The sequence below is a fragment of the Phenylobacterium sp. 58.2.17 genome, from assembly GCF_026411515.1.
GTDB lineage: Bacteria > Pseudomonadota > Alphaproteobacteria > Caulobacterales > Caulobacteraceae > Phenylobacterium.
Map to the genome: position 1 here is coordinate 1 of NZ_JAPMTQ010000089.1, position 4,147 is coordinate 4,147.

4 protein-coding genes and 1 pseudogene are annotated in these 4,147 nt (G+C 70.6%); all 5 read left to right on the forward strand.

From position 1 onward, the window contains the following. Nucleotides 1–444, forward strand: a pseudogene (locus tag OUA97_RS23040) (energy transducer TonB); the annotation flags it as partial. A 17-nt stretch (nucleotides 445–461) separates the two neighbouring features. Then, nucleotides 462–1,757, forward strand: coding sequence for a Tol-Pal system beta propeller repeat protein TolB (gene tolB / locus OUA97_RS23045; RefSeq protein WP_416362455.1), 1,296 nt, complete (start codon nucleotides 462–464; stop codon nucleotides 1,755–1,757). Nucleotides 1,758–1,886: 129 nt separating this feature from the next. After that, nucleotides 1,887–2,435 (forward strand): peptidoglycan-associated lipoprotein Pal, encoded by a 549-nt coding sequence (gene pal / locus OUA97_RS23050; RefSeq protein ID WP_267234422.1) that lies wholly within the window; start codon nucleotides 1,887–1,889, stop codon nucleotides 2,433–2,435. Between the two features lie 123 nt (nucleotides 2,436–2,558). Next, nucleotides 2,559–3,395, forward strand: coding sequence for a tol-pal system protein YbgF (ybgF, locus tag OUA97_RS23055; protein ID WP_267234423.1), 837 nt, complete (start codon nucleotides 2,559–2,561; stop codon nucleotides 3,393–3,395). Beyond that, nucleotides 3,383–4,123 (forward strand): tRNA lysidine(34) synthetase TilS, encoded by a 741-nt coding sequence (gene tilS, locus OUA97_RS23060; protein WP_267234424.1) that lies wholly within the window; start codon nucleotides 3,383–3,385, stop codon nucleotides 4,121–4,123. The genes ybgF and tilS overlap by 13 nt, the downstream gene beginning before the upstream one ends. Nucleotides 4,124–4,147: the final 24 nt, after the last annotated feature.

Below are 4,147 nucleotides of genomic sequence, written 5' to 3' on the forward strand. Positions count from 1 at the left end.
AGATCTACACACCTTCCGGTTCGTCGGCAGCGTCAGATGTGTATAAGAGACAGCCTCCCGGGCGCCCAACGCTCGTCGGCCGCCAAGGGTCCGGCGCGCCAGGCGACTGCGCCTGCGGCGCGGCCCGACCTCGGCTCGGGCCAAGCCGCCGCCGCGATCGCCGGCATGAGCGATGAGATTCAGAAGCGCTGGAACCCTAACTGCAACGTCGAGGGCGGCCGCGATGTGCGTCTGAAGGTGTCGTTCACCCTCGGCGGCGGCGGCCAGGTCGTCGGCCAGGTCGGCGCGCACGGCGCCGAGAATTCCGCCGATCCGGTGGTCAAGGCCGCGGCCGAACGGGCGATCCGCGCGGTCTATGCGGCCGCCCCGTTCACCCGGCTGCCCCGCTCGCTCTACGGCCAGCGCTTCGACCTGAACTTCAAGACCAGTGAGGCCTGTTCGTGAACAAGGAGAACCGCCCCATGCGCCTAAGGACCCTGGCCCTGGCCGTATTCGCCGCGCTCCTTACGTCGGTGGCGGCCACTGCGCCCGCCCGCGCCCAGATCGAGGTCGACATCAACCGCGGCGACGTCAAGCCGCTGCCCATCGCCATTCCGGCCTTCGGCGGCCAGCAGGGCGCCGAGATCGCCCAGGTCATCACCGGCAACCTGGAGCGCTCGGGCCTGTTCGCCCCGATCCCGCCGGCCGCGCACATCGAGAAGACTCTGGACGTCAACGTCCAGCCGCGCTTCCCCGACTGGAAGGTGCTCAACGCCCAGGCGCTGGTGAACGGCCAGGTGACTGTCGAAGGCGGCCGGCTGACCGTCAACTTCCGGCTCTGGGACGTCTATTCCGAACAGCAGCTGCTCGGCCTGCAGTTCACCTCCACCCCCGACAACTGGCGGCGCGTGGCGCACAAGATCTCGGACGCGGTCTATGAGCGCCTGACCGGCGAGAAGGGCTATTTCGACACCCGCGTGGTGTTCGTCTCCGAGAGCGGCGACCGCCTGAACCGCCGCAAGCAGCTGGCGATCATGGACCAGGACGGCGCCAACCCGTCCTACCTGACCGACGGCTCCTACATCGTCATGACCCCGCGGTTCTCCTCGACCAGCCAGGAGATCACCTACATGGCCCTGCGGCCGGAGGGCTCGTCGATCTACCTGTTCAACCTGGAGAGCGGCCGCCGTGAGACCCTCGGCAACTTCCCGGGCATGGTCTTCGCCCCGCGCTTCTCGCCGGACGGCGGCCGCGTCGCCTTCTCGGTCGAACGGGCCGGCAACACCGACATCTACGTGATGGACCTGCGCAGCCGCTCGACCGGCCGCCTGACCTCCGATCCGTCGATCGAGACCTCGCCGTCGTTCTCACCGGACGGCTCGCGCATCGTCTACAATTCCGACCGCGGCGGCAGCGCCCAGCTCTACATCATGGACACCAGCGGCGGCGGCGCGCGGCGCATCTCCTTCGGATCTGGACGCTACACCACCCCGGTCTGGAGCCCGACCGGCGAGTACATCGCCTTCACCAAGCAGACCGGCGGCCAGTTCCACATCGGCATCATGAAACCCGACGGCTCGGACGAGCGCATCCTGACCACCAGCTATCTCGACGAGGGCCCGACCTGGGCGCCCAACGGCCGGGTGCTGATGTTCAGCCGCGAAACCCCCGGCGGCGCCCCGCGCCTGTGGACCGTGGACGTCACCGGCCGGATCGAGCGCGCCGCGCCCTATCCGGGCTCCGGGTCCGACCCCGCCTGGTCGCCGTTGCTGAATTAACCAGTGTTATCAGGTTCAAATTCCCCCCCAACGGACTTTTGAAATGTCCGCCCATGGCAAAGCCGGGTAGAACGAGGAACTGGCTGTGGGGACCGCCGTCGTCGTAACTTATTAATTGGAGAAGCAAACGTGCAAAGCTTCAGTATCAAGCACGCCCTGCGACTGAGCCTGGTTGCAGCCGCCGCCATCTCGGTCACGGCCTGCGCCTCGCGCCCGAAGCCGGCCCCCGCGCCGGAACCGACGCCCGCGCCGGCCCCTGCGCCCGCCCCGGAGCCGGCCCCCGCGCCGCCGCCGACCTCGTCGGTGATCCCCGGCTCGGTGCAGGACTTCACGGTCAACGTCGGCGACCGCGTCTATTTCGACCTCGACAGCTACAGCGTGCGCGCCGACGCCGGCCCGCTGCTCGACGCCCAGGCCGCCTGGCTGGTGCGCTATCCGAACGTCCAGATCCGCATCGAAGGCAACGCCGACGAACGCGGCACCCGTGAATACAACCTCGCCCTCGGCTCGCGCCGCGCCAACTCGGTGCGCGAGTACCTGGTCCAGCGCGGCGTCCAGCCGTCGCGGATCTCGACGGTTTCGTACGGCAAGGAAAAGCCGATCGACGCCGGCGCCAACGAGGAAGCCTACCAGCGCAACCGGAACGCCCACACGGCGATCACCTCGGGCGCTCAGTAAGCGACGTTGCTGAACGTTTGCGGGAGGGGGCCTTCGGGTCCCCTCTTTGCATTTGCGCTCTACTTTACGCCTTCCACCGAACAGCCCCATTTTGGCCGTCCGTTCCTGCAGATGATGTCGACTATGAAGCTTGCCCGTCTCGCCCTGCCGCTCGCCCTCGCCCTGATCGCCTCCACCGCCGTGGCCCAGGTCCCGATGGATCCGCTGGACGCCCGCGACGCCCGCCGCCTCGACCGCATGGAACAGGTGATGCGCGAGCTGCGCTCGATCGTCTTCCAGGGCCGCGACACCGGAAAGCCGGTCGTCGTGCAGCCAGCCGAGACCGACTACCAGCTCCAGGAGGTCAGCCGCCGCCTGGCCGACATGGAACAGACCATGACCCGGATGACCGGCGACCTGGAGAACGCCGGCCGCCAGGCCGAGCTCGCCAAGCGCGAGGCCGAAGCCCTGCGCGCCGAGAACAAGTCGCTGTCCGACCGCATCGCCAATCTTGAGAGCGGGGCGCTGGCAGCGACCGGCTCTGCGCCCACGGACGGCGGCCTGGCCGGCGGCCCGGCCCCAAGCGCGGGCCTGTCGGCCGGCGAGGCCTTCAGCCAGTCGCGCCAGGCGATGCTGGCCGGCGACTACGCCGTCGCCGAGGCCGGCTTCCGCGACTACGTCTCGGCCTATGGCGACAGCGCCAAGGCGCCCGAGGCCCGCTACTGGCTGGGCAAGACCCTGACCGCCCGCGGCGCCCACGCCGACGCCGCCGGCTCCTACATCGCCGCCATCCGCGGCTGGCCGCAGACCAGCTGGGCGCCCGACGCGGTGCTGGAACTCTCGCGCGCCCTGATCGCCCTCAAGAAGCCGGCCGACGCCTGCCAGACCCTGGCCGAACTGGCCCGGCGCTACCCCAAGGCCTCGACCACCGTGCAGACCCGCGCGGCCCAGGCCCGCACCCAGGCCAAGTGCTCGGGCTGAACGACCTCGCCGCGGTCGTCGGCGCCGTCCTCGACCGCCGGCTCGACCCCGGCTCCGCCGCGCCGATCGCCGTCGCTCTCTCGGGCGGCGGGGATTCCCGCGCCCTGACCCTGATCGCCGCCGACTGGGCCCAGGCCCGCGGCCGCCGGCTGGCGATCCTCACCGTCGATCATGGTCTCAATCCCGACAGCGCCGGCTGGACCGCCGACTGCGCCGCGCTCGCTGGGCGGCTGGACGCCGGCTTCCACCCGCTGTCATGGACCGGCGAGAAGCCCGCCCAGGGCCTGCCGGCCGCCGCCCGCGCGGCCCGCCACCGGCTGCTGGCCGACGCCGCCCGTGCGATCGGAGCGTCCGTCATCCTGATGGGCCACACCGCCAGCGACCTGGCCGAGGCGGCCGCCATGCGCGCCGAGGGCTCGACCACCCCCTCGCCGCGCGAATGGGCGCCCTCGCCGGCCTGGCCGCAGGGCCGCGGCGTCTTCCTGCTGCGCCCGATGCTGGCGGTCTCGCGCCGGCAGGTCCGCTACTGGCTGGGCGAGCACGGCGAGAGCTGGATCGACGATCCGGCCAATGACGATCCGCGCTTCGCCCGCGCCCGCGCCCGGCTCGCCGGCGCCGAAGCTCCCGCCCCGCCCGAACCGCCGGAGCCGCAGCTGGCCGCCCTCCCCGCCGCCGCCGCGGTCCTGTCTCTTATAAACAAATACGAGCCCACGAGACTATCCTCATGATCTGGGTTTTGGGGTGGTGGGTTT

Bases quoted from the DNA above. Each gene is read 5' to 3' on its own strand.
- tolB (WP_416362455.1), top strand. From the start codon at position 462: ATGCGCCTAAGGACCCTGGCCCTGGCCGTATTCGCCGCGCTCCTTACG.
- ybgF (WP_267234423.1), top strand. From the start codon at position 2,559: ATGAAGCTTGCCCGTCTCGCCCTGCCGCTCGCCCTCGCCCTGATCGCC.